The organism is Pseudomonas sp. Y39-6 (assembly GCF_023651955.1).
Taxonomy (GTDB): domain Bacteria; phylum Pseudomonadota; class Gammaproteobacteria; order Pseudomonadales; family Pseudomonadaceae; genus Aquipseudomonas; species Aquipseudomonas veronii.
This window is the reverse complement of sequence record NZ_CP069594.1, coordinates 3,543,321-3,568,576: the sequence shown is the minus strand read 5'-3', so window position 1 is coordinate 3,568,576 and position 25,256 is coordinate 3,543,321. Positions and strand designations below refer to the sequence as shown.

The 25,256-nt window shown below is 61.7% G+C and carries 17 protein-coding genes; 5 read left to right on the top strand and 12 right to left on the bottom strand.

The window, feature by feature from the left end; genetic code table 11:
• Nucleotides 1–9 precede the first annotated feature (9 nt).
• The 5 genes from JN756_RS16090 to JN756_RS16070 form a co-directional block, all read right to left on the bottom strand.
• Nucleotides 10–4,773, bottom strand: a complete 4,764-nt coding sequence (locus tag JN756_RS16090; RefSeq protein WP_201021067.1) for an Mcf1 protease effector domain-containing protein — start codon at nt 4,771–4,773, stop codon at nt 10–12.
• 111 nt (nt 4,774–4,884) lie between these two features.
• The gene (locus JN756_RS16085; RefSeq protein ID WP_046383507.1) at nt 4,885–6,594 is read right to left on the bottom strand and encodes an ATP-binding protein; all 1,710 of its coding nucleotides are present in this window, start codon (nt 6,592–6,594) and stop codon (nt 4,885–4,887) included.
• Nucleotides 6,591–8,093, bottom strand: coding sequence for an ATPase domain-containing protein (locus JN756_RS16080; RefSeq protein WP_046383506.1), 1,503 nt, complete (start codon nt 8,091–8,093; stop codon nt 6,591–6,593). The genes JN756_RS16085 and JN756_RS16080 overlap by 4 nt, the downstream gene beginning before the upstream one ends.
• Nucleotides 8,094–8,235: 142 nt before the next feature.
• Entirely contained in the window at nt 8,236–9,294 is a 1,059-nt protein-coding gene (locus tag JN756_RS16075) for a tetratricopeptide repeat protein (protein ID WP_017846266.1), read from the bottom strand.
• 76 nt (nt 9,295–9,370) lie between these two features.
• Nucleotides 9,371–10,264, bottom strand: coding sequence for a bestrophin family protein (locus tag JN756_RS16070; RefSeq protein WP_201021066.1), 894 nt, complete (start codon nt 10,262–10,264; stop codon nt 9,371–9,373).
• A gap of 236 nt (nt 10,265–10,500) precedes the next feature.
• Here JN756_RS16070 and JN756_RS16065 point away from each other — a divergent pair, with 236 nt between their 5' ends.
• Genes JN756_RS16065 through JN756_RS16045 form a run of 5 tightly spaced genes read left to right on the top strand, consistent with a single transcriptional unit; the run spans nt 10,501 to nt 16,060 of the window.
• Nucleotides 10,501–12,150 (top strand): AMP-binding protein, encoded by a 1,650-nt coding sequence (locus JN756_RS16065; RefSeq protein WP_108524170.1) that lies wholly within the window; start codon nt 10,501–10,503, stop codon nt 12,148–12,150.
• A 22-nt stretch (nt 12,151–12,172) separates the two neighbouring features.
• Nucleotides 12,173–12,940, top strand: coding sequence for an SDR family NAD(P)-dependent oxidoreductase (locus JN756_RS16060; protein WP_017846263.1), 768 nt, complete (start codon nt 12,173–12,175; stop codon nt 12,938–12,940).
• Nucleotides 12,941–12,953: 13 nt separating this feature from the next.
• Nucleotides 12,954–14,138 (top strand): acetyl-CoA C-acyltransferase, encoded by a 1,185-nt coding sequence (locus tag JN756_RS16055; protein WP_201021065.1) that lies wholly within the window; start codon nt 12,954–12,956, stop codon nt 14,136–14,138.
• A gap of 9 nt (nt 14,139–14,147) precedes the next feature.
• Nucleotides 14,148–15,275 (top strand): acyl-CoA dehydrogenase, encoded by a 1,128-nt coding sequence (locus tag JN756_RS16050; RefSeq protein WP_201021064.1) that lies wholly within the window; start codon nt 14,148–14,150, stop codon nt 15,273–15,275.
• Nucleotides 15,276–15,286: 11 nt separating this feature from the next.
• Nucleotides 15,287–16,060, top strand: coding sequence for an enoyl-CoA hydratase (locus JN756_RS16045; RefSeq protein WP_017846260.1), 774 nt, complete (start codon nt 15,287–15,289; stop codon nt 16,058–16,060).
• Nucleotides 16,061–16,123: 63 nt separating this feature from the next.
• On the opposite strand, the gene JN756_RS16040 is transcribed toward JN756_RS16045, so the two are convergent.
• The 7 genes from JN756_RS16040 to JN756_RS16010 all read right to left on the bottom strand — a co-directional run bounded on the left by JN756_RS16040 (nt 16,124) and on the right by JN756_RS16010 (nt 25,235).
• Complete coding sequence (locus JN756_RS16040; protein ID WP_057004145.1) at nt 16,124–17,275, bottom strand: acyl-CoA dehydrogenase family protein; 1,152 nt, start codon at nt 17,273–17,275, stop codon at nt 16,124–16,126.
• A 3-nt stretch (nt 17,276–17,278) separates the two neighbouring features.
• Nucleotides 17,279–18,382: an enoyl-CoA hydratase/isomerase family protein gene (locus JN756_RS16035; RefSeq protein ID WP_046383501.1), complete on the bottom strand. Its 1,104-nt coding sequence runs from the start codon at nt 18,380–18,382 to the stop codon at nt 17,279–17,281.
• A gap of 134 nt (nt 18,383–18,516) precedes the next feature.
• Nucleotides 18,517–19,362, bottom strand: a complete 846-nt coding sequence (locus JN756_RS16030) for an alpha/beta hydrolase (protein ID WP_017846257.1) — start codon at nt 19,360–19,362, stop codon at nt 18,517–18,519.
• The gene (locus tag JN756_RS16025) at nt 19,359–20,984 is read right to left on the bottom strand and encodes a cytochrome P450 (RefSeq protein ID WP_046383500.1); all 1,626 of its coding nucleotides are present in this window, start codon (nt 20,982–20,984) and stop codon (nt 19,359–19,361) included. Before JN756_RS16025 ends, JN756_RS16030 begins: the two co-directional genes overlap by 4 nt.
• Nucleotides 20,985–20,986: 2 nt before the next feature.
• Nucleotides 20,987–22,504, bottom strand: coding sequence for an acyl-CoA dehydrogenase family protein (locus JN756_RS16020; RefSeq protein WP_046383499.1), 1,518 nt, complete (start codon nt 22,502–22,504; stop codon nt 20,987–20,989).
• Nucleotides 22,505–22,737: 233 nt separating this feature from the next.
• The gene (locus tag JN756_RS16015) at nt 22,738–23,448 is read right to left on the bottom strand and encodes an HPP family protein (RefSeq protein WP_017846254.1); all 711 of its coding nucleotides are present in this window, start codon (nt 23,446–23,448) and stop codon (nt 22,738–22,740) included.
• A 188-nt stretch (nt 23,449–23,636) separates the two neighbouring features.
• Nucleotides 23,637–25,235, bottom strand: a complete 1,599-nt coding sequence (locus JN756_RS16010; RefSeq protein WP_169865417.1) for an ArnT family glycosyltransferase — start codon at nt 25,233–25,235, stop codon at nt 23,637–23,639.
• Between the last annotated feature and the right edge of the window lie 21 nt (nt 25,236–25,256).

Below are 25,256 nucleotides of genomic sequence, written 5' to 3'. Positions count from 1 at the left end.
CGGTCAGGATTACCAGGCAAGCACCTCGTCCTTTGCATGTGAATCAAGTACCCGTGCGGGGTTGGTTCCCTCGAAGAGCTCAAACGATCCATCGGGTTTTATGTCAATACGGTTGGCCGTTGCGATCGTAGTGGACGCCGGGTATTTGTTTGCGATGTTGAACAGCACTTGTTCACCGGCGTCACCTTGTTTCAGAGCGATGCCTAATCCCGGAATGGTCCGGACATAATCGCCGCCCACATAAATCACTTTGCTTGTCTGGTCTAACGATCCCTCCAGTTGTTTCAGCACGCGCTGTTGTTCTGTCGTCGGCACGCCGCCTTGGAAGTGCATTAATGTTCGTTTCTGGTAGACACCTTCTTTCAAGTCGGTAAGCACCGCCAGGGCCGTACAATCACTGATGCCACTGGTGCTGATGATTGCGGTCGGGTCAGTGACGGTGACGTCCTTGTAATCCGACATAGCGATGTGGTGGGTCGGGGCGGGGGGCTTCAGGTGAGTAACCGTCGTCGGGATGGATTCTTCATAAAGCCGTTTGACCGGTCTGTCATGAAGACTCGCGGTGCTTATCCACGACTCGTGATGGTCGCTGATCTTGAATTCAAGTTTTTTGGGGTCATTGCTATAAGTTTTGTATTGGACCGGCAGCTTCTTGTCATTGAATATTTTTTCGAGACCACGCCTCATCATGGCCTCGCTTGAAAACTCGGCCACTCCAACATTCGGGTCGTAAAAAAAGAACTTCTTACCGTCGCCATCCGGCACGGACCCGGCCACCATCGCATGGCCGGGAGAGTCGATCATCACGGTCTTGCCCCCAGGCGCATTGGCCAGTTCCGTAATCATGTCCTGATACGTTACCTGGCGCTGTGGGTTACCGGCGTGAAACATGAACGGTGTACTGATGCTTTTTTGCACATCGTCTAATGTGCGAGCAAATACTCGCGACCCCTCAGCCCGCGGATTGGCGGCGGCAACGTACAGGTTGTCAATAAATACGCGTTCTTTTCCTTGCGCCTTGGCCGATGCGAACGTACGCGAGAGAGCGGCGCACTGCCCATCGGAAAGGTGGTTGACCTGGCTAAGGTAGATGGTCTGAGGTACGGGGGTGAACGTTCCTCCGACGGCATTTACGTGGGCGTTGAAATGCTGTGTGCCGTTGAGCCCGTGCTGGACAGCCAGCCTTTCCTGCTGGCGGACCAAGGTGCCCACCTCTTTTGCTGTTTTGTCCGGGCGTAGCGCCAGCTTCATCACGTCTTCTGATTTCATGCCCTTGGCATAGCCTTTAATCAGTTCCGGCGCGCCGTCCTCATAGCCACTCTTAAACGCAGCGCTGGGCGTCACCCCATCGCCCTGGTAACGGTCCAGTAGCTTTCCCCAGTCTTTTCGAATTTGAATCGACTCCGGCGAGAGCGCGCGCTGCGTGTTTTGCCACGCATGAAGCTCCTGAGTACCGCCTCGTATTGACGGCTGGAAATCGTCCAGTGCTTTGCCAAACAGGCGTCGGGTCGTCGTATCAAAGGCATACCATTTACCGTCCTGAAGAACCGCGGCACCTTGCAAGGTCTCGCCGGACGTCTTGAAGGTACCCATCGCTGCTGCGTCGTATTGTTTGCTCGCGGCGACCAGGTCGTAGCCAGTGTGGGTACCGCGTAGGTGCCGGATGTCTTGAATCGTGTCGGTGATGACGCGTTTACCGACGCTTGCCACGCCGCGACCGGTAGCGCGCAGTAAATCCGCCGCGCCGTCCAACGGATTAACCAGGCTGATCGCGCTCAACCCCAGGGTCTTTCCTATATGCAAGGCCTTGCTACCGGCAGACAGGGTTTTCGTTGCAACTTTAGCCAGTTTCCCTGCGGTGGAGGCTCCAACGGTCATGATGCCAAACAGGTCGAGTGATAAGTCGATGATCCCTTCGCCGAGGTTGCCCTCCGTAAAATGCTTGATGGCTGACCGTAATGGGATCAGGTTAAGAAGCAACTCATTTAACTTTTTGTAAAAGGGTACCTCGGACTCAACCGTCGTCACCCCTCGAGCCTCGGCCTCCAGCGCGCCCCATACGCTGCTGACCTTGGCCACCGTGGCACCGATGGCCGCGCTCCGGGGGCTGGCGAAACTGTTCAACGGCCCGGCGGTGTCGGTGTTTTCTTGTAGCAGCTGTTGCCGTACCAGCGGGGAACCTTCATCGGGAATGGACAGTGTGACGGGGACCATGTCGGTATACGGCGTGTTGTTATCGCGCGGTTTTCCGTCTTCTATATGAGCCCCAGGCTGATAACCGGGCTGGAAATCGCCGAGGTCCCCGCGTTTGGTGAGCGTGTTCTTCTGGACATTCAGTTCATAGGTATGGGCAATCCCGTCGCGCATCACTTTCAATAGCACAGGGTTGCCGTCGGCAGCCGGGACCCGGACGATACCGCTGAGCTGATGTTCGCCCTTGAACTCCTTGAAGATCGAAAGGCTTCCGTATTCGATATTCTGCCGGTCCTCCAGCGGCAACTGGGCGATCAGGTGCTTGACCTGCGTGGCGACGCTGCTGTCGAGGGCGCGACCAAACTGTTGGAACTCACTGACGAATTCCCTGCTGATATTTTTCAGGTTTTGCGTCTTGCTCAAGACCTCCTCGAGGGTGAAGTTGGGCGTGTTGGCAGCAGAGCGTCCGGGGCCCCTGCGCGGTGGTGTGTAAGGCTCGATCACCCATTGATTGGGGTGTGACGCGTTGTTGTGCCGGGCCGGGTGGTAGGGCACATTGGGCGGGTTGTGCAGCATGTTCTCCATGTACAAGTCCAATATCGAATAGGGCCCGGGTCGATCTTTATCGTAAGTGTCCAGTACGATGCACTTCAGTTCCAGGCGCGCGTCATCGCCCAAAACTTCGCGCAGTTCGGCCAGGGCCATCTCCTTGCGAGACGCCGGCGCGGGCGTGCGCTGTGCTTCGGAAGCTGTTCGCAGTTCGCCGACCTGCTGGTTAAAGGCGTCGGCGATGGTTTGCATATCTGCGGGCGACGTCACACTCGTGACGATGCTGTTGGTCAGGCCCCATTCCTTGAGCGCGTCATGCTGGGCGACATATTCGATCTGACGCTGAGCCTGGGACACCGGGGCGATATCCGCGTACAACATGACCTCGCCGTAACTCATGGTGGATGCCCGGCCCGGCGTCTCGGCTTCTATGCGCGCCACCGCGGTACTGAAGCTGACGTGGGCGGGGGAGCCGTGAGTGACCGTGGCCGGGATATCCTTGACCAGCAACTCTGGCGCCTTGGAGGCCAGTTTCAGGTTGGCCTGGATATTGGCTTTTTCCGGTGACGAAGCCTCTTTCGTGACGTAGTACAAATGGTCGGCCACACGCTGGGCCGTCTCTGATAAAGGTTTGCCTTTAAGCTGCTGGCCGGCCAGGTCAAAGCCTGAAATGTGCTTCTGGGGCAAGGTTGCCTGGGTGAATGCATCGGTGTAATTCAGGTTCAAGGCCGCCATTAACCAGTCATTGACGCTGCCTTTGACCGACAGTGTGTTGAATTTGGCCTGGATGGCCGCCCCCAGCGCCTGGCCCTTGGGCGACTGGATGATGCGGTCGAGCAGTTGCCGTGGGTTGCGAAGCTCGTAGGCTTCGACTGCTACACCTTGCATCAACGCTTCCAACACATTGCGGTTGCTCCCCAGGTTCAGGTCGCCCACATTGCCGTGCTGCAAGAACGCCAACAGTTGGCGCTGGGTGTCCGTGTCAATCGGCTGCGGCCAGGACAGGGCACCGCCGTAGTTACCATGGACGGGGCTTCGCGGTGTGGAGGTGAGGAGGAATCGCCTGAGGTTCTCCACTTCCTGTGCGGTGCCGGGTTTTTCAAAGCCGTGGTATTCAAGAAAATCAGCCAGGTTAGCCACGCCTCCTTGCTGCACACCTCGATCCCGTTCGTATGAGGAGTGGGGGTTCAATTCGAAGGTGGTTTCACGCAGATACGCGGGGACCTGCGACAGCTGAAGGCTGCCTGAGGCAAGCACTGTCCCCAGATGCTTCAACAACACAGTCGCTTGGTGCCGGTTGTTGATGTTCCCCAGCAGCGTCTGCTGCTGCTCGAGTGCGTCCTCGCTGCGCGTTTCCTGGAGCCCAGGGAATACAGCGGGGTCAAGTGGGGCAAAGGTTTTATCGCGCTCCAGCTCGGCGGCGCGTTGCTGGAGTTCGGAAGGGGCGATTCGCGTCGGCTCTTTGTAGAACTGCCCAACCAGCCAGGCCGGCGCACGGTTGGCGCTCTCGGACGACGGAAGGGGAAACGGCCTGTTCCTGTCGGAGATGACCCCTCCGATATTCATTAACGGTTCTCGCACCGCCGACCAGCGCTTGTCCTCGCTCGCACGCAACTGTAAGGGCGCATTGAGCGAAACATCTGGGGTTACACGGTAGGTGACTTGACCACTTTGCGGCAGGATTTTGATCGAGTCGGGCAGGGCTCTGACCGTGAGCCGCCAGTCGAGGAACTCCGGCGACCGAGCGGCATTGCCTAGTAACTTCCACCACTGGCCAAATGTTGAATTCGGCGGAATATCCACCATGATCGCGTTGTCGTGGGCGGGAACGCCGCTGAAGCCCTGCAATGCCTTGCCGTAGTTCTGCGCCAACGCACTGTCGCCCCTGGCCCGGGGGGAATCGCCAGGGGCAGAGAGGTGGGGGCTTTCGCGGTCAGGCTCTACAGCTACCTGCTCGACTGGCTCCAGCGTGTCGCTTGCAATGGAAGAATGCGGGGGAAAAGCGTGGGCAAGGCTGTTGGAAATCGTCATGGGTGGCGGCTCTATCATCAGGATTGAGGTCCACTGGGTGAAAATTCCAGGTCCCAGTGGTAATCCTTCGTACCCAAGCCCCTTGACCGATTCCATTTTCGAACCGTGGCTTTATTGCACCTTGTTGCCGATTGCCTCCGCTTGGCTGGCGGCTGCGCGGATCATTTCCCTGACTTTCGCCGTCAAGAGATCAAACGTGAACGGCTTGGTAATCAACTGCATCCCAGGGTCCAGAAAACCACCGCGCACCGCCGCGTGTTCGGCATAGCCGGTGATAAATAGGACCTTGAGTTCCGGCCGAATCTGCCGGCCGATTTCCGCCAGTTGCCGGCCGTTCATGCCCGGCAGCCCGACATCGCTGATCATCAGGTCAATGCGCTGGTCGGACTCGATGATCGGCAGTGCTGTGTTGGCATCGCTGGCCTCGACAAAGGCATAGCCCAGTTCCTTGAGCACCGCGCTGACCAGCACCCGTACCGCCGGGTCGTCCTCGACGATCAACACTGTTTCACCGGCATTGGCAAAGGGCAGCCGCGCGGGGTTCGCCGCTTCGGCCACGACCATTTTACCGACGAAACGCGGCAGGAACAGGCTGACGGTAGTGCCTTTTCCGACTTCGCTGTGGATCGTCACATGGCCACCGGATTGCCGTGCAAAGCCGTAAATCATCGACAGGCCGAGGCCGGTGCCCTGGCCGATCGGTTTGGTGGTGAAGAAAGGATCGAAGACGCGCCCCATTAAACTTTCCGGGATACCGCAGCCGCTGTCGCTGACGCTCAATTCAACGTAGTCACCGGGTTGCAATGTGCCGTAGGCGGCGGTGAACACGCTGTCGAGATGGCGGTTGCTGGTTTCCACGGTGAGGTTGCCGCCGTTCGGCATGGCATCGCGTGCGTTGATCACCAGGTTGAGCAGCGCGCTTTCCAACTGGTTGGGGTCGGCTTCGGCGGTCCAGAGCGGGTCGCTGAGGCGCATGTCCAGCGCAATGCTTTCATTGATGCTGCGTTGCAACAGTTCGCCCATGGAGGTCACCAGTTGGTTGATCTCGACGGGTTTTGAATCCAGCGACTGCCGCCGGGAGAACGCGAGCAGGCGGTGGGTAAGGCCGGCGGCCCGGTTGGCGGAGGTGACGCCCAGGTCGATCAGGCTGTCCAGGTCGTCCAGCTTGCCGCGGGAGACGCGCCTGCGCAGTAACTCCAGGCTGCCGATGATGCCGGTGAGCATGTTGTTGAAGTCATGGGCGATGCCGCCGGTCAACTGGCCGACGGCCTCCATCTTCTGCGATTGACGCAGTGCTTCTTCATTGCTGCGCAGCTGCGCCGTGCGTTCTTCTACTTGCTGCTCGAGCGTCTCCAGCGTGCGTTGCAAGCGCAGTTCGCTTTCGCTCAGGTCGATCAGCCGGTCGCGCGCATCGTATTGTCGGCGTCGTCCGCGCAGTGCCGCCGTAACCAGGCTGATCAACGTCACAGGATGGAAAGGCCGCTCGAGGAAGGTGACATTGCCCAATAACCCGCTCAGGTGCGAGGAACCGTTCTGCTCGGCGCCGCCGTGATGGGTCATCAATACGATGGGCAAGTCCGACCACGCAGGCTGTTGGTGCAAATACTCGAGCAGCGGCTCCAGATCGACGCCGCGCAAGGCTTCGGCAGCAATAATCAGCAGGCCGGCTCCTTCTTCCAGTGCGTTGCACAAGGCCGTCAGGCCCGTGGCGATCACGCCGTTGTACCCGGCCTCGTTGAGCATCATCAGCGCCAACGCGCCGTCGCGGCCCATCGGCGCAAGTACGATGGCGCGCTCGGAGACGGGGGATAGGCTCGTCACTGGCCCTCATCCTTGAGCAGAGGAGAGCCGGCGCCCATGTACGTGGGGATACCGCGCAGTACGCCCTGGAAATTATCGAGCGGCTCGCCGACAGTCATGCCCTGGCTGCTGATGCGGTACTCGCGAATGGTCGATTCATGGGCACCGGTGCGTTTCTTGATGATTGAAATGGCGCGGCGCACCTTGCCCAGCGCTTCGAAATAGCGCAGCAGAATGACCGTGTCGGCGAGGTAGGTAATGTCGACGGGCGCCTGCATGTCACCGACCAGGCCGTGCTGGGCGACGGTCATGAACGTGGCGGCGCCGCGGCGGTTGAGATACAGCAGCAGTTCGTGCATGTGCAGGATCAGCGCATTTTCTTCCGGCATGGCGGCCTGATAGCCGTTGATGCTGTCGATCACCACAGTCTTGATCCCGCGCTCATCCACGCAGCGCCGCACGCGGTGCGAGAACTCGCCGGGGGTCAACTCGGCCGCGTCGACTTGTTCGATCAGCAGGTTGCCGGTGGCTTGCAGCGCGGCGAGGTCGATGCCCATGTTTTTCATGCGCTCGAAGAGCAGGCCCAGTTCCTCATCGAAGATGAACAGCGCGGCTTTTTCGCCCCGCGCCACGGCGGCGGCGGCAAACACCATCGAGATCAGCGACTTGCCGGTGCCGGCGGGGCCGAGGATCAGGCTGCTGGAGCCGGTCTCGACTCCGCCGCCCATCAAGGCATCCAGTTCGCGAATGCCGCTGCTCAGGGTCTCGCGCACATAGCCGCCGCGATGCTCGGCCGCCACCAGCCGCGGGAACACATGCACGCCATCGCCCATGATGGTGAAATCGTGGAAGCCGCCGCGGTACTTTTGGCCGCGGTACTTCACGACCCGCACGCGACGGCGTTCGGCGCCGTAATTGGGCGTCAGTTCTTCCAGGCGAATCACCCCGTGGGCGACGCTGTGTACGGTTTTGTCGAGGGATTCGGTGGTCAGGTCGTCGAGCAGCAACACCGTGGCGTCGTAGCGCACGAAATAGTGCTTGATCGCCAGGATCTGTCGTCGATAACGCAGGGAACTTTGCGCCAGCAGGCGGATTTCGGAGAGGCTGTCGACCACCACGCGGGTCGGCTTGACCCGTTCCACCACTTCAAAGATCTGCCGCGTGGCCTCGCCCAGCTCCAGGTCGGAAGAGTACAACAGGCTTTGCTGTTGTTCGGCATTGAGCAGGCTTTCCGGCGGGGTCAGCTCGAAAATATGGATATTGTCATCCAGATCCCAGCCGTGGGATTTTGCGCCCTGGCGCAATTCACGTTCGGTTTCGGACAAGGTGATATAGAGCGAGCGTTCACCATTTTCTGCCCCTGCCTTCAGGAAGTGCAGGGCGACGGTGGTTTTGCCGGTCCCTGGTTCGCCTTCGAGCAGAAACAGATGGCTGCGGGACAAACCGCCGCAAAGAATGTCATCAAGACCTTCAATACCGGTGGCCGCCTTTTCGGATAACAGCGCGTTGGACATAGACAAGAAGTGCCCTCAGGTCACATACGAGTAAGGGGTGCGCGTTCGTTCGAGCGCGCTATACCTTCTTGACCCTGGCGTATGAGCGGGGTTCCACCTTTTCGTCTTTTGCGCGCAATGTCAGCGCCTGGGCGGCGATGCGGCGCGCCTACAGGCCCTGTTGCAGCGCCGGATCATCCGGGTTTTGTTGCTCCAACTGCGCCAGCAGCACCTGAACGTTCTGTAATTGACCGCTTTCTTTCCAGTAGCTGACCAGCAGCACTCGCGCCTTGCGATTGGCCGGGTGGCGCTGGATGATTTCTTCCAACTGGCGCTGGGCGGCTTCGAGTTCTTCCTGGGCGTGCAGGGTGGTGGCCAGGTCGTAACGGTAATCCTGATTACTCGGTTCCAGTTCCACTGCCTTGGACAGGCCGAGCAAGGCGTAAGCACGCTCGCCATGGTGCAGCAACCACATGCCCAGGGCGTGTTGCAGGTACGCGGATTCGGGGTGCGCCGCGAGCTGGCGGGCCAGCAGTTGGCGGGACTCGTCGGTCTTGCCTTGTTTATCCAGCAGTTCGATTTGCGCAACCACGGCTTGCAGGTTGTCCGGCTGCAGGCGCATCGCTTGCTCCAGGGCGTTCTGCGCCTCCGGCAACAGCGCGCTGTGGATGTACAGGCGCGCCAGTTGGAGCCAACCTTCGGCGGTTTCAGGTTGCGCCTTGAGCTTCTTCACGAACTCATCGAGTACCTGCTGCAAGGGCCCGAAATACAGGCCGAGGGTGTCGGGCGAGAGGCCGAGCAATGCGTTGGCGGCGGCAAAGCGCACGTCTTGTTGCGGATCGTCGAGCAACGGCCCGAGCAGCAGCGTGCGCTGGCCCGTGGGCACCAGGCCGACGATGCTGTGAATCGCCGCTTCACGCACCTGCGGCGAGTCATCGGCCAGGTCCTTGTCGGCGAGCTTCAGTGCCTGGGGGCTGGGGTAATTGGGCAGCTCGGCGTGTAAGGCCACACGACGCTCGTCGGACAAGTCCGGCCGGGCCAGTTGCTGGTACAGCACGCGGGCGGCGCCCGGTTCGCCGTTGCGCGCCTGTTTCAAGGCTTTCGCGTAGCCATGGGCAATGGCGGGCGGCACGGCCACCGGGGTGGAACGGGAGAAATACCAGGTGATCAGCACAATCAACAACAGGGCGCACAGGCCGATGATGGAGTAACGGCGTGACTTTGACATGCAGGCGTCCGAGAGCTTAGGCAGCTAGGGCAAAGCTCTCAGCTTCGGTCAGACCACGGCGAGTGTCAAACCTGTATCAGGTCAGCACGTATTCCACCGGCTCCAGGACAGGCGGCAAGGCCGTTTCGCCGAGGGCCGCCAGAATCTCGCGCTCCAGGGTCCGCACGATCGCGTTGCAGGGCAGGTCGTTCTCATCGAAGCCGAAGGGGTCCTCCAGGTCGTCGCCGATTTCGTCGAGGCCAAAGAAGGTGTAGCTGACGATTGCGGTGAACACCGGTGTCAGCCAGCCCAGCGGTTCGGCCATGGCAAACGGCAACAGAATGCAGAACAGGTAGATGGTGCGGTGCAGCAGCAGGGTGTAGGGGAAGGGCAGCGGTGTGCTTTTGATCCGCTCGCACGCTGCCTGCACCTGGGTCAGGCTGACCAGTCGGGTTTCCAGCTGGGTGTAGCGCCATTCACTGATCACGCCCCGTTCGGCCAGCCCGGAAAACCGCGCGCCGAGCTGTTGCAGGACCTGGTCCGGGAGGTTGGGGTGGCCTGCTTCGACGTCGATCCAGGGCTTCACCGCTCGCGCCTCATCTTCCAGGCGCAGGCGCGCGATCAATCCATGGGCAAAGCCGCACAGGCCGCGCAGCAGGCCAGCCCGCTCCAGCGGGTCGCTGAATACCTGGGTTTCACGGATCAGTGAGCGCACTTCGATGGTCATCTGCCCGAGTTGCTTGCGGCCTTCCCACCAGCGGTCGTAGCAAGCGTTGTTGCGAAAACTCATGAAGATCGACAGCGACAGCCCGAGCAAGGTGAACGGCGTGGCATTGACCTTGGAGAAATAGGCCGGGTGCAGGGTTTCCACCAGCACGATGACCGAGGCCAGCAACGTGACCAGCAGGCTGCGCAGGGCGATGCGCTTGGCGATCGAGCCCTTGAGCGAAAACAGAATGCCCAGCAGGTTGGGTTTGGGGCGAACGATCATCGGGAGGGGCTTCTTCGGTGGCGCAGGCCATCAGGTTAGAAGCTGGCGGCCGGCGCGTCCAATCGCTTGGGCCGACCGCTTGATCGGCGGGGTCTATGATCAAGCGGCATTGGCCAAACCAGTCAGGCATGTTGGTGGCTTTGACCATTGCTGCTGCAGCGCTCTAGAGCGACTATTTCCGCGGCTCTCGTCCGAAAAAACGTCCTGAAAATAAAAATACTGAAGGATTTGAAGCGATGCGTGACTATTTGGCTGCCACTACCGAGTTTGATTACCAACACACCGTCGACAGCGCCTTGGCCGGTAACCTGCAAGGCCTCAATGCCTGCGTGGAATGCTGCGACCGACATGCGTTACCAGGGCGCATTGCGCTGTTCTGGGAAGGCAAGGATGGGCGCAGTGCCACATCCACCTTCAGCGACTTGCAAGACCAGGCTGCACGCTTCGCCAATTTCCTGTTGGCCCAGGGCGTCAAACGCGGCGACAAGGTGGCCGGCCTGTTGCCACGCACCGCCGAATTACTGGTGGTGGTCCTTGCGACCTGGCGCATCGGCGCCGTCTATCAACCGTTGTTCACCGCCTTCGGCCCCAAGGCCATTGAGCATCGCCTGAACAGTTCCGGCGCGGCCGTGGTGGTCACCGATGCGGTGAACCGGCCCAAGCTCGCGCAAGTGGAAGGCTGCCCGACGATCGTCACGGTCACTGGCGCCAAGGGCGAAGGCCTGGTACGCGGTGATTTCAGCTTCTGGGCCGAGCTGGCCACCTGTTCCAACCACTGCGAGCCGGTGCTGCTGGGCGCTGACGACCCGTTCCTGCTGATGTTCACCTCGGGCACCACCGGCCCGTCGAAAGCGCTGTCGGTGCCGCTCAAGGCCATTGTTGCGTTCCAGAGCTACACCCGCGACGCGGTGGACCTGCGCCCCGAAGACGCATTCTGGAACGTTGCCGACCCGGGCTGGGCCTATGGCATCTATTTCGGTGTGACCGGACCGTTGTCCATGGGCCACCCGATTACTTTCTACGATGGCCCGTTCACCCTCGAAAGCACCTGCCGGGTGATCAATAAATACGGGATCACCAACCTGACCGGCTCGCCGACCGCGTATCGCCTGTTGATTGCCGGCGGCGAGCAATTCGCCCGCTCGATCAAGGGCAAGCTGCGTATTGTCAGCAGCGCCGGCGAGCCGCTGAACCCGGAAGTGATCCGCTGGTTTGCCGACAACCTGGGGGTGACCATCCATGACCATTACGGCCAGACCGAGTTGGGCATGGTGCTGTGCAACCACCATGGCCTGGAACACCCGGTGCATGTCGGTTCGGCGGGTTTTGCCTCGCCGGGGCATCGCATCGTGGTGCTGGACGACGATCACCAGGAATTGCCCGCCGGCCAGCCAGGGATTCTCGCCGTCGACCGTGAGCAATCGCCGATGTGTTGGTTCGCCGGCTATGACGGCGTGCGGACCAAGGCGTTTGTCGGCAAGTACTACCTCAGCGGCGACACCGTCGAACTGAACCCGGACGGCAGCATCAGCTTCGTCGGGCGCAGTGACGATGTGATCACCACTTCCGGCTACCGCGTCGGCCCGTTCGATGTGGAAAGCGCGCTGGTCGAACACCCGGCGGTGGTGGAAGCGGCGGTCGTCGGCAAGCCCGACGCGGAACGCACCGAACTGGTGAAAGCCTTCGTGGTGATCAACGAACAGTTCCGCGCCACCCCCGAGCTGGCCGAGGAATTGCGCCTGCATGTACGCCAGCGCCTGGCCGCGCATGCCTACCCGCGGGAAATCGAATTTGTCAGCGACTTGCCCAAGACCCCGAGCGGCAAGCTGCAGCGCTTCATTTTGCGTAATCAGGAAATCGCCAAGGCGCAAGCCGTGTTGGCCTGATCCACTTTTCAAGGAAACAACGATGCAGATTGCAAACAAGGTTTTTCTGGTCAGCGGCGGCGCGTCGGGCCTCGGCGCAGCCACCGCTGACATGCTGGTCGCCGCTGGCGCCAAGGTGATGCTGGTGGACCTGAACGCCGATGCCGTCGCGGCCAAGGCCAAACAACTGGGCGACAACGCCCGCAGCGCGGTGGCGGACATCAGCCAGGAAGCCGCTGCCGAAGCCGCCGTGCAGGCCACCGTTGCGGCCTTTGGGGGCTTGCACGGGCTGGTGAACTGCGCCGGTGTGGTACGTGGCGAGAAGATCCTCGGCAAGAACGGCCCCCATGGCCTGGCCAGCTTTGCCCAGGTGATCAACGTCAACCTGATCGGCAGCTTCAACCTGCTGCGCCTGGCCGCTGCGGCCATCGCAGAAACCCAGGCAGACGCCGACGGTGAACGCGGCGTGATCATCAATACCGCGTCGGTAGCGGCGTTTGACGGGCAGATCGGCCAGGCGGCGTATGCTGCGTCCAAAGGTGCGATCGCCAGCCTGACCCTGCCCGCCGCGCGTGAATTGGCACGCTTCGGCATTCGGGTGATGACCATCGCCCCCGGCATTTTCGAAACCCCGATGATGGCCGGCATGACCCCGGAAGTCCGCGATTCCCTGGCCGCTGGCGTGCCGTTCCCGCCACGCCTGGGCAAACCGAGCGAATACGCCGCGTTGGTTCGACACATCATTGAAAACAGCATGCTCAATGGCGAGGTGATCCGTCTCGACGGCGCCTTGCGCATGGCAGCCAAGTAAGAGAGGAAGCGTCATGAGTGATCCCATCGTAATTGTCAGCGCCGCACGCACCCCCATGGGCGGGTTCCAGGGCGATCTCAAAGGCCTGACCGCGCCGCAACTGGGCTCCGCGGCGATTCGCGCCGCCGTCGAGCGTGCCGGCATCGCCAGCGATGCCGTGGATGAGGTGCTGTTCGGCTGTGTACTGCCGGCCGGCCTCGGCCAGGCCCCGGCACGCCAGGCCGCGCTTGGCGCCGGGCTGGACAAGGCCACCCGCTGCACCACCCTCAACAAAATGTGCGGCTCGGGCATGGAGGCGACGATGCTTGCCCATGACTCGCTGCTGGCCGGCAGCGTTGATGTGGTGATTGCCGGCGGCATGGAAAGCATGTCCAACGCGCCGTACCTGCTGGACCGCGCACGCAGCGGCTACCGCATGGGCCACGGCCGCGTGCTCGACCATATGTTCCTCGACGGCCTGGAAGACGCTTACGACAAAGGCCGCCTGATGGGCACCTTTGCCGAAGACTGCGCACAACATAACGGCTTTACCCGCGAGGCCCAGGATGCGTTTGCCATTGCATCCCTGAGCCGCGCACAAGCTGCGATCAGCAATGGCAGCTTCGCGGCCGAGATCGTCCCGGTGCAGGTCACAGTGGGCAAGGAGCAAAAAACCATCCTGCAGGATGAGCAACCACCCAAAGCCAAGCCGGAGAAGATCGCCAGCCTGAAGCCGGCGTTCCGTGAAGGGGGCACAGTGACTGCGGCCAACTCCAGTTCGATTTCCGACGGTGCGGCGGCTTTGCTCCTGATGCGTCAGTCCGAGGCGCACAAGCGCGGGCTGCAACCCTTGGCGGTGATCCGTGGGCATGCGGCGTTTGCCGATGAGCCGGGCCTGTTTCCGGAGGCGCCGGTGGGGGCGATCCGCAAGTTGATGAGCAAGACCGGCTGGAACCTGGGCGACGTGGACCTGTTCGAAATCAACGAAGCCTTTGCCGTGGTCAGCCTGATCACCATGAGCAAGCTGGAGATCCCCCACGACAAGGTCAACATTCATGGCGGCGCCTGTGCCCTGGGCCACCCGATCGGCGCCTCAGGCGCGCGGATTCTGGTGACGCTGCTGTCGGCCCTGCGCCAGAAAGGCCTCAAGCGTGGCGTCGCCGCCATTTGCATCGGCGGCGGTGAAGCCACGGCCATGGCAGTCGAATGCCTGTATTAAGGATTGAACATGCTGCCCAATGACGAACAACTGCAAATCAGCGACGCGGCCCGACAATTCGCCCAGGAACGCCTGAAACCGTTCGCGGCCGAATGGGACCGCGAGCACCGCTTTCCCAAGGAGGCCATCGCCGAAATGGCCGAACTGGGCTTCTTCGGCATGCTGGTGCCGGAACAGTGGGGCGGTTGCGACACCGGCTACCTGGCCTACGCCATGGCCCTGGAAGAAATCGCCGCCGGCGACGGGGCCTGCTCGACCATCATGAGCGTACACAACTCGGTGGGCTGCGTGCCGATCCTCACGTTCGGCAACGATCAGCAGAAAGAGCAGTTCCTCAAGCCCCTGGCCAGCGGCGCGATGCTCGGCGCCTTCGCGTTGACCGAGCCGCAGGCCGGTTCCGATGCCAGCAGCCTGAAAACCCGGGCGCGCCGCGAAGGCGACCACTATGTGTTGAACGGCTGCAAACAATTCATCACCTCCGGGCAAAACGCCGGCATCGTGATTGTGTTTGCCGTCACCGACCCGGCGGCGGGCAAGCGCGGCATCAGCGCGTTTATCGTGCCGACGAATTCGCCGGGCTACACGGTGGCGCGGGTCGAGGACAAGCTGGGCCAGCATGCGTCGGACACGTGCCAGATCCTGTTCGAAGACGTCAAGGTGCCGCTCGCCAATCGTCTGGGGGAGGAGGGCGAAGGCTACCGCATCGCCCTGGCCAACCTCGAAGGCGGGCGTGTCGGCATTGCCTCGCAATCGGTGGGCATGGCCCGCGCCGCCTTTGAAGCGGCGCGTGACTATGCCCGCGAGCGCGAAAGTTTTGGCAAACCCTTGATCGAACACCAGGCCGTGGCCTTCCGCCTGGCGGACATGGCCACGCAAATCGCCGTCGCGCGGCAAATGGTGCATTACGCCGCCGCCCTGCGTGACAGCGGCAAACCGGCGCTGGTCGAGGCGTCCATGGCCAAGCTGTTCGCCTCGGAAATGGCCGAGAAAGTCTGCTCCGCCGCCTTGCAAACCTTGGGCGGTTACGGTTACCTGAGCGACTTCCCCTTGGAGCGGATCTACCGCGATGTGCGGGTCTGCCAGATTTACGAAGGCACCAGCGATATTCAGCGCATGGTCATCTCACGCAATCTTTAAGGAGCCACTACATGAGTTACGAAACTATTTTGCTCGACGTGCAGGGCCGTGTCGGGTTGATCACCCTCAACCGCCCGCAAGCCCTGAACGCGTTGAACGCACAACTGATCAACGAGTTGAATCAGGCGCTGGACACCCTGGAACGCAACCCTGAAATCGGCTGCATCGTGCTGACCGGCTCGAAAAAAGCCTTCGCCGCCGGCGCCGACATCAAGGAAATGGCCGAGCTGACCTACCCGCGGATCTATATCGACGACCTGTTCAGCGAAGCCGATCGCGTGGCCAACCGTCGCAAGCCGATCATCGCGGCCGTCAACGGCTTCGCCCTGGGCGGCGGCTGTGAGCTGGCGCTGATGTGCGACTTCATTCTGGCGGGCGACGGCGCCAAGTTCGGCCAGCCGGAAATCAACCTCGGCGTGCTGCCGGGCATGGGCGGCACCCAGCGCCTGACCCGCGCCGTGGGCAAGGCCAAAGCCATGGAAATGTGCCTGACCGGGCGCTTTATCGATGCGGTGGAAGCCGAGCGTTGTGGCGTCGTGGCGCGTATTGTCCCGGCCGATGAACTGCTCGAAGAGGCGCTGAAAGTCGCCACGCTGATTGCCGGCAAGTCGGTGCCGATCAGCATGATGGTCAAGGAAAGCGTGAACCGGGCGTTTGAAGTGAGCCTGTCGGAAGGCGTGCGCTTTGAGCGTCGGGTATTCCATGCGGCGTTTGCGACGCAGGATCAGAAGGAAGGCATGGCGGCATTCGTGGCCAAGCGCGCGCCTGAATTCAAAGACCAGTAAGCAGCTTATAAACGCCACAAACCCCCTGTGGGACGCTCCCACAGGGGGTTTGTGGCGTGTCAGTCAGAGCTGGTAGTTCTTCAGCTCCCGTGCAATCACCATCCGCTGAATTTCGCTGGTGCCCTCGTAGATCTGCGTGATCCGCGCATCGCGGTAGTAGCGCTCCACCGGATAATCCTCCAGATACCCATACCCGCCATGAATCTGCATGGCCGAGGAGCAGACCTTTTCGGCCATTTCCGAGGCGAACAGCTTGGCCTGGGACGCTTCCGACAGGCACGGCTTGCCCGCACTGCGCAGGCGTGCGGCGTGCAGGATCAGTAAACGTGCGGCATTGAGCCGGGTTTGCATGTCGGCCAGCAGGTTGGCCACGCTCTGGTGCTCGATGATGGCCTTGTCGAACTGCACGCGGTCACGGGCATACGCCAGCGCCGCTTCAAACGCAGCACGGGCGATGCCCAGGGCTTGAGCGGCAATGCCGATGCGCCCGCCTTCCAGGTTGGACAGCGCAATCGCCAGGCCTTTGCCGCGCTCACCCAGCAGGTTGGCCTCAGGCACGCTGCATTGGTTGAGGGTGACGGCACAGGTGTCCGAGGCGCGGATGCCCATTTTGTGTTCGGTACGGTCGACCACGAACCCCGGCGTGTCGGTCGGCACCAGGAAGGCAGAAATGCCGCGCTTGCCCAGTTCCGGATCGGTCACCGCAAACACAATCGCCAACTTGGCGCGCTTGCCGTTGCTGACAAACTGCTTGGCGCCATTGATCACCCACTGGCCGTCGCGCAGTTCGGCACGGGTACGCAGGTTGTGGGCTTCGGAGCCGGCCTGCGGTTCGGTCAGGCAGAAGCAGCCGATGGCCTGGCCGCTGGCGAGGTCGGCCAGCCAGGTTTGTTTCTGTTCAGGTGTGCCGTAGTTGAGGATTGGCCCGCAACCCACTGAATTATGGATACTCATCAGGGCGCCTGTGGCACCGTCGCCGGCGGAAATCTCTTCCACAGCCAAGGCATATGCTACGTAATCGACATAGGTGCCGCCCCATTCTTCCGGCACCACCATGCCCAGCAGGCCCAGTTCGCCCATCTTCGCCACCAGGGCATCATCGATCCAGCCGGCTTTTTCCCAGGCCTGGGCGTGAGGGGCGATTTCGCCACGGGCAAAGTCGCGCGCCATGTCGCGAATCATGATCTGTTCTTCAGTATATTCAATATCTTGCATGGCTTATCTCGCAACCTGCGTGAAGTTGTGGAAGAAGCTTTCCACGTGGCTCGGGTCCAGTCCATGGAGCGTCGACGGGTTCCAGCGCGGGCTCTTGTCCTTGTCGATGATCAGGGCGCGGACGCCTTCAATCAGGTCGCCACGCTCGAACCACTGGCGATCCAGATGCAGTTCCAGGGCGAAACACTGCTCCAGCCGCAAACGGCGCCCGCGCCGCAGCATTTCCAGGGTCACGGCCATGGCCAGCGGCGAACGGGTTTGCATCAGGTTGGCCGTGGTCAGCGCCCATTCATGGCTGTTGGCAACCGTTACTTGCTGCAGTTGTTCGACAATGCTCGGCACGTCCGGCAAGGCAAAGAAATGATCGATGGCGGGGCGCAAGGCGGCGAGCGGGGCGTCCGGCAGTTGTTGCACGGCCAGCTTGGCCAACACGCCTTGCAGGTCCTTGAGAGGGGAGTCTTGCCATTGCAGTTGATCGAGTTTCTGGTCGAGGTCGGCCAGCTTGGTGCTGTCCAGGTACCAGTCCGCCAGCCCGCAGTACAGCGCATCGGCCGCGCGAATCTGCACGCCGGTAACGCCCAGATAAATGCCCAGTTCGCCAGGAATGCGCGGCAGGAAGTAGCTGCCGCCGACGTCGGGGAAGTAACCGATCGCCACTTCCGGCATCGCCAGGCGGCTGCGTTCGGTGACCACGCGCAGATCCGCGCCTTGCACCAGGCCCATGCCGCCGCCTAGGACAAAACCGTCCATCAGGGCCAGTATCGGTTTGCGGTAATGGTGGATGGACAGGTCGAGGGCGTATTCCTCGACGAAGAAATCCTGGTGCAGGCTGTCGCCGTTCTTGAAGCTGTCGTAAAGCGAGCGAATATCGCCGCCGGCGCAGAAGGCTTTTTCACCGGCACCGCGTAGGACCACGGCGTACACCTGGGGATCGTCTGCCCAGGCCTGTAACTGTTCGGTCAGGCTGCGAACCATGTTCAGGGTGATGGCGTTCAAGCCGGCGGGGCGATTGAGGGTAAGGTGGCCAATATGGTTGCGAACGTCGGCCAGAACCTCTTGCTGAAGCCTGTCGGCGTGGCTTGCCTCGGATGAAACCTGAGCAGTCATCTGTAACTCCCTGCTTTTATTGTTCTTTATCAATATGTTCGGGGACGAACGCTCCCGCGATCGTACCAGTGCAAATTTGCCCAGTACAACCCGGAATCATGCAGGTCGTTTTTGCATTTATGCAGAACCGGCGATCAGGCCGCCGAAGGATGAAAATAGCCGGCCAGAGCCTCGGCGCAGAGCAGCACGGCCCGCCTGGCCGCAGGCTCGGCAGCGGGGTGGTTGATAAACCCGTGGCGCATGCCTGGGTACTCTTTGTGCCGCACCGGCACCCCGGCGGTTTTCAAGCGTCGCGCGAAGGCGCGCCCTTCATCGCGCAGCGGATCGCAGCCGGCGGTGATGATCAAGGCCGCAGGCAAGCCCTGCAGGCACGGATCGCGGGCGGGTGAAAGCCAAGGATGCGCCCGCGGCGTATCGGCGGGTACGTAGTGGCTCACGTACCACTCCAGCAATTCGGCCGTCAGCCCGAAGCCTGTGGCGAAGTCATGTCGGGAACGATTGCGCGCCAGGCAGTCGAGAAGCGGGTAGAGCAGTAATTGAAAACCGATGTGCGCCTCGCCCAGGTCCCTGGCCATTTGGCCGATCACCGCGGCAAGCCCGCCGCCCGAGCCACCGCCCGCCACGGCGATACGCCGAGTGTCCAAGCCCAGGCTGGCACCGTGGCGGGCGATCCAGACCGTGGCGGCGTAACAGCTTTTTACCGCGGCGGGGAAGCGTTGTTCCGGTGGCCTCGGGTAGTCCACCGCCACCACGGCGCAGCCGGCCCACTCCGCCATCACCCGGCAAAAGCTGTCGTGGGTATCGAGGTCGCCTGTGACCCAGCCGCCGCCATGGAAATACATCAGCACCGCTGCCGGCGCAGGACGGGCCGGCCGGTACAGCCTCACGGCCACCGGCTGCCCCGGTGTGGCCAGGGTCAGGTCGCTGACATCCATCACCACCGCATCACGCACTTCCCGACGTGCCTGCTCGGGGCTCATGGCCTGGCCTCCGGTGCCTGTGCCTGGGCTTCGATTTCCACCAGGTAGTCCGGGGTTATCAGCGCCTTGACGCCCAACAACATGGTGGTCGGTTCGCAGCCCTCGAAAAACTCCTTATGCGCTTGGGCGATTTGCGGCCACCACTTCACGTTGGTGGTGTACATGCGTGTGGCAATCACTCGGGTGCGATCGGTGCCCAGCCGTTTAAGCGCCGCTTCGATGATTTCCAGGCAGCGACGGGTCTGTAAGTACACATCGTCGCTGGCGTAGGGGTTGCCCTGCTCGTCGAAGGCTACCGTGCCACTGGTGACGATGGTTTCACCGACGCGCAAGGCACGGCAGTAACCGCCATTTTTCTCCCAGGGGGCGGCGGAAAAGCAGCGCTGGATCGATGCGCCCTTTGGAATCGGTTCAAGTTCGACGTGGAGGGTCTTCAAGCCGCGGAACTGCAGGTTACTGGTACGCCACACCGGCGGCTTTTTCTCCTGCAGGCGCAGGTTCGGGAAGCGCTTGAGCAGGCTGCTGAACACCACCTCGGCCTCCAGCCGGAACAGCGCCGGGCCCAGACAGAAATGCACGCCACGGCCAAAGGCCAGGTGGTCGTTTTTCGCGCGTTGAATGTTGAAGCGGTCCGGGTCGGCGAAGTGCTCCGGGTCGCGGTTGGCAGCGGCACGTATCAGGTACACCAGATCGCCTTTGCGCAGGGTCTGGCCTCTGAGCTCGATATCTTGCGTCACGACGCGATGGCTGAACTGCCCCGACGGATCAATGCGCAGCATTTCTTCGATCGCGGGTTTCATCAACGAACCATCGGCCAGCAGTGCGTTCAACTGGGCAGGGTTGGTCAACAAGTACCACAGGCCGATGCCCAGCATATCGGCGCTGGTGGTGTAGCCAGCCACCAGAACAAAGGCCACCTGGGCCAGCAGATCGTCTGTGCTCGTGTCGGGGCCGGCGGCGGCAATGACACGGCTGACCAAGTCGTCACGCGGGGCCTGTCGGCGTCGCTCGATCAGGTTGCCGAAGTACGCATACATCTCCTCCAGGCCTTGCGCGGCGGCGCCGGGAGTATTCGCCGGGTCAAGGTTGCCGACCAGAAACATCAGGATCACATCGGTCCAGCGCCGCAGCTTGAGCGCATCTTTTTTGGGGATGCCGTAGAGCATCGCCAGCACTCTGGCCGGCACCTGATTGAACAGGCGGCTCATCAGTTCGGCGGAAGGGCCCACTGTGGCGAGGAGTTCATCGGTAACCGCCTGGATGTCTGCCCGCAGCGCTTCAATCGAGCGCGGCGTGAATGCGCGGCCGAGCAGATGGCGGCTGGCCTCATGGACTTTGCCATCCTGGGCGTACATCCAGCGCGATGCTTTTTCAATAAAGGGCTCGTACATCGCGCGTTTTTCGGGCGGCAGTTGCGCGTTTACCAACTGGCGTATCCGATCCGAGGAGTAGCGCGCGGCGTCGCTTTGCGCCTTGAAGACGTCATCGAAGCGAGTCAGCATCCACGCCTTGTGCTGGGAACTCCAATACACGGGATGATGGGTGCGTAGAAACGCGTAGGCCGGGTAGGGATCGCGAACCGTGTCGGGGTCGCGGAAGTCGGGTTTGCCTTGAGGGTTCATGGTTATTGATCCTCATACAATGCGCGGGTGAACTGCTGGATGTAGTCGGCTTTCGCGATAGGCGCGTCGACCAGCTCGTCAGGCGGCTTCAGCCAGTCGCCGAGCCAGGCAATGCGCGCAATGCTGGCGCACGGTTCGTCATCGTGAGCGAGCCCCCAGCGGTGCAAATAGGCGACAAACACTGCGATCAAGTCGCGCAGCAGGCCCGGTTCGAGCGGCTGGCCTTCGAGCGCCTGAATGATCAGATCGAGGGCGCGGGCGTAAGTCAGCCCCACCGCTTGCGGGTGGGAAAAATCACCGGCGTCTCGGCACTGCCGGACAATGCTCCGCTCGATTGCCTGGCCCGGGTTACAGGGCGCGACCCGGTCAAATCGCGGACGGGACAGCGCATCCTTGATCACTTGGTAGGCCATCACGCTGTTGTCCCCGGCGAATGTCGGGCTGATCTCGAAGTCCATGCGCAGGGTGACGATCTGGTTGTAGTGGTGAAACCCTTGTGAACCACACAACTCACGGCACTGGGCGATCACTTCCAGGCCCATCCAGGTGCCGATGCATTTGCTTAATGCCGCGAGAATGTGCAGGTCTTTACGCCGTTCGGTCTGCGGCCATTGCGCTTCGAAGCGTTCGAGGATGGCTTGCTCAAGATACTTGAGGGCCAATGCCTTGAGCTGGACGTTGTACAAGCGCTGGCGAAACAGCGGGTTGCCCAGTAGCGGGCCGGCCTGTGTCAGGCGGTGGCGGGCGAATTGATAGGCCAGGTGCGCGCTCAATCCTGCACCAAGGCGCGAGGCGGCCATCAACAGCAGGCGCTCCTGAAGGAATGTCTCCAGTGCATTGATAAAACGTTCGTTTTTGGGCAGGTCGCTGACGAACTGGCCGTTGCGGGTAAACCTGGCGTGGCGTTGCAACAAGGCGTCGGTGTCCAGCTGCATCTGGCAAAAGCGCAAACCGCCGACCTGATTGGCGTGAATGCCGCCCTTGGGGTCGCAAGCCATGACCTTGACACCCGGGCGCAACGGGCCGTTCTCCGCGTCGCGAATCACCACGCGAAACCAGTGGTGCCCCTGGTCTTCGCCATTGACCTGCAATCGCGCGAGTACCATCGCCACCTGGGCAGCATACAAACTGTTGCCGATCCAGTATTTACAGGCGCCGGCGCACGGTGAGTCGAGCACCAGGCAGTGCCGGGCAGGATCGTAGGTAACGGTCGTCTTGAGGTTACGCACGTCGGTGCCGCTGGCGATTTCAGTGCAGCCAAAGGCATACACAGCGCGCATCTGAATGACTTCATCGCGGTAGCGCGCCACTTGCTCCGGGCTGCCCTGGGTCAGTAAGGCGTTGGCGGCAATCATGTGGTCGACCAGCGAGGAATACAGTGCGTAATCGTAGGCGCCGATCACGCCGATCTGTTCGCACAGTGCCCTGAAATGTGATTCGTCCGGTTGGCCGAGCCACATGTCATTGTTGATCACCCCGGCATTGAAAATGGCGTGCATACGCCTGATGGTCAGGTCCATGTAGGCCCTGAGGGGGAGGTGGTGACGTTCTCGAGCAGCAAATAACGGGGTGCGAAGCAGGTGTTGCAGACATTCGTTCATGCCGTAACCCTCAGCCAGACTCTGCGTGTCTTCGCTACTGGGTTACGGCGTTCCAGACCTCAAGTGAACCACTGACATAGTTAGAACTTTAGCCGCCGTGTACTGCGTCGCAACTCTGTGGACACGCCACTCGTCGTGCGCCATACACGGGCTCAATTGACACGGCTTGCCAGCACCTCACCGATACTGCGGCGGCGCGCGTGGGTTTCTGCGGCGTGGATCAACTGTTCCAGTTCATTGGGTTCCACATCGTAGAACTGTTCCATCTCGGCCAATGCCAGCTTCAGGTCGGCGGCGGTAATCGCCGGATCGCGTGCGGCCCTGGCATCCTTAAAGATCGCTGTCGGCGACTCGCTGGCACCTTTGGGATAGCGCGTGCGGGTGGCATTGTTGTAGGCCAGTGCACAGGTCAATAACGCTCCGGCGCCGAGCATCACCACCGGCAGTTCCTGCCAGCCGAGCGCCGCCGAGGCCGGATCGGCCAGTACCAGCGTCATCGCCAGGCCTCCCGCGGGTGGGTGCAGGCAGCGCAGCCAGCAGATCAGGATCACAGTCATGCCCGCTGCCAGGCAGGCGCTGCCCAAGGTGCGCCCCAGGACCCGCGCGACCAACAGCGCGACCACGGCCGCACACAGGTAGCTGCCGATGATCGACCACGGCTGGGCCAGGGCGCCGGATGAAACGGCAAACAGCAGCACGGCCGACGCGCCCAACGGGCCGAGCAGGTGCAGGGCGACCTCCATGCCAAACACTTGGGCGCAGACCCATACGCTGAGCAGAGTGCCCAAGGCCATGCCGATCGCGGCACGGCTCCATTCGGCAGGGCGGGTATTGATGGCGGCGGGTAACCAGCGAGCGAGCATCGACAACTTCCATAAACAGCGGGCAAAAAAAAGGCTTGTCTGGTTTCCCGGAAAAGCCCTTGAAAGTTCCTGCATTTGGGGGAGGAACCTGCGTAGTGTGCCGAGCGCGATGCAAGGTCGCCAATGCATATTAATGCAGGTTAAATACAAAAATAATGGACTCAACTGGCCGGCTGCCGCCGGCGCAGTCAAGGTTGGAGGGGCTTGTCCAAGTGCAGCAGCACGTAGGGATTCTTGTCGAATGTGCCGGTGAGCGTCGGTGTGATCGAGCGCAATCGCGGGTCTTGCAACGCTTCGAAGTCGTCCTGGCTCATGACCAGCCACGCCGGGCCTTGCAACGTCGCCAGGTCGGCGGGCTGCTGTGTGAACAACGGCACTCGGTCGCAATCGAGGTTGACGATGAACTTGATGGCTTTGGCATCTTTGCCCAGCGCATGCAGCACGACGGGCGCCGGTTGCTGGTGGACCTGGGCCTGGACTTGCAGGCTGAAGGTACGCGTGTCATAGAGGCTACGCTCCAGTGGCTCGACCACCCAAATATAGGTGGTCCATACCGCCAGCACGGCGGTCAGCGCCGGCGCCAGCATGCGCAGGCGTGCCTGGAACACTGCCACCAACGCCAGCACTTGAAGCACGCCAAGCACGCCCAACACCCAGCCGATGTGCGCCAACTGCTCCGGGTAACGCGGGCGCGCCATCCAGAGCCCGGCGATCAGCAACGCAGGCAACACGGTCCACAGGCTCAGCATCAAGCCGCGCAGCCAGCCGAACAACCGGCCGTGGGCGACTTGAAACGGATACGCCGCAATAATGGCCGCCATCGGCAGCATCGGCAGCACGTAACGCGCTTTCTTCGCCTGGGGCACCGACAAGCCGAGCATCACCAGCAAGCCGGCCGCGGCGCAGTACAGCACCAACTGCAACGCTGGATCAGGTGCGCGTCGGCCGCCCAGCGCTATCGCCAGCAGCACCAGCAACGCCAGCGGGTAAGCCAGCGCGTAATTGCCCAGGGAACTGCTGAAGTAATACAACGCACCGCTGGAGCCTTCGCTGCCATCCATCCGCCCGAGGAACTGCATGCGGATCACGTCCTGCATGAACGCTTCGCCGCCACTGAGCTTGGCCAGCAGCAGCAACAGGCCGACGCACGCCCCCAGCAGTGCCAGGGCCAACAGGCCGAAGCTGAACAGCTGGCGCCATTGACGGTTGATCAGGAAGTAGCTGCACAGCACGCCCGTGGGAATCACCAGGCCAATCGGCCCACGGATCGCAAAGCCCACGATCAACAGCAGGTACAGCCAATGCAAGCGCTTGGCGGCGCCGAAGTGATCATGTGCATAACCCAGGTAGAACACCGTCAGGGCCACGGCCGCGAGCATCTGGTCCAGCGACACAGCGCGGGTTTCGCTGATAAACGTGCTGCTGAGCAACAGCAGCGCAACACTCAGCAGGCCCCAACGCTGGGAGTAGGGCGCCGTCAGGCGATACACCAGCATGACGATCAGCGCCGAAGCGATGGACGTCGGCAACCAGGCCGTGAAGCTGTTGACCTGGCCCAGGGGCAAGGACAGCAGCCACGTCATCAGCGTCGAGGTCGCCAGGTAATCGGCATACGGTTGCCCGTAGGTCGTGGGGAAGAAGCTCGGCCCATGGCGCAGCATCTCCTGGGCGAATACCACGAAGCGCGAGTCAAACCCGATGATTGCCTGGTGCCAGTTACCGGCGATGAATAACAGCAACGCCAGCAGCGCCAACCCCAGCGACTGGCGCCGGATCGCTGCGTTCATCAGCTGGGGTATTTGATCTTT